This window comes from Streptomyces sp. NRRL S-378 (assembly GCF_000720645.1).
Lineage (GTDB): Bacteria > Actinomycetota > Actinomycetes > Streptomycetales > Streptomycetaceae > Streptomyces.
The window spans coordinates 1-905 of the sequence record NZ_JOBX01000181.1 but is presented as its reverse complement, the minus strand read 5'-3'; the positions used below and the strand labels follow the sequence as shown (position 1 = coordinate 905).

The following is a 905-nucleotide window of genomic DNA, read 5'->3' as shown; positions in this document are numbered from 1 at the left end:
CTAGGCCGTTTCTTAGCGATCACCTCGCGGACCAGATGTGGATGGCCGCGAGGTGGAGGGCCGCCCGGTAGACCGTGGCCGTTTTGTCGTAGCGGGTGGCCAGGCCGCGCCATTGCTTGAGCTTGTTGATGCACCGCTCGACGGTGTTCCGCTGCTTGTAGGCGGTCTTGTCGAAGGCCGGAGGCCTGCCGCCCTTACTGCCGAGGCGTTTGCGGTTGGCGATCTGGTCGGCAGGCAGCGGGATCACCGCCCGGATCTTGCGCTTGCGCAGGTGCTCGCGGATCGCGCGAGACGAGTAGGCCTTGTCGGCCAGCACGACCGTGGGCCTGGTTCTGGCTCTGCCTTTGGGCCTGGCCACCCGGATGGCGGCCATGACCTGCGTGAACGCTGGCGCGTCACCGGCCTGGCCGGGTGTGACGACGAAGGCCAGCGGGCGGCAGTTGCCGTCGGCAGCGAGGTGGATCTTCGTGGTCAGTCCGCCGCGGGACCGTCCGAGGGCATGGTCGGCCGGCTCGCCGACCGGGGCCCCTTTTCACGGGCCCCGGCGGCGTGCTGGTGGGCACGGACAATCGTGGAGTCGACCGCCACGACCCAGTCCAGATCCTCCGCCGCATCGGCCTGGGCGAGCAGGGTGGCGAAGACGCGTTCCCACGTGCCGTCGATCGCCCACGTCCGCAGCCGGCTGTAGGCGCCTTTCCACGAGCCGAACCGTTCGGGCAGATCCATCCAGGGTGTCCCGGTGCGGTACTTGAAGGCGATCGCGTCGATCACCTGCCGGTGATCCCGCCACCGCCCTCCCCTCTTCGGCGTCCGGTCCGGCAGCAACGGCTCGATCCGCGCCCACTGCGCGTCAGTCAACGACACACATCAACCAACGATCAGATGATCCGAGAGAAACGGCCTAG

1 protein-coding gene is annotated in these 905 nt (G+C 68.4%); it reads right to left on the bottom strand.

The genetic code is table 11. The features are described from left to right. Window positions 1-19: 19 nt before the first annotated feature. A protein-coding gene (locus tag IH80_RS43395) for an IS5 family transposase (protein ID WP_420708922.1) occupies window positions 20-864 on the bottom strand; the annotation gives its coding sequence in 2 pieces (ribosomal slippage) (window positions 20-508 and window positions 511-864; 843 coding nt in all). Between the last annotated feature and the right edge of the window lie 41 nt (window positions 865-905).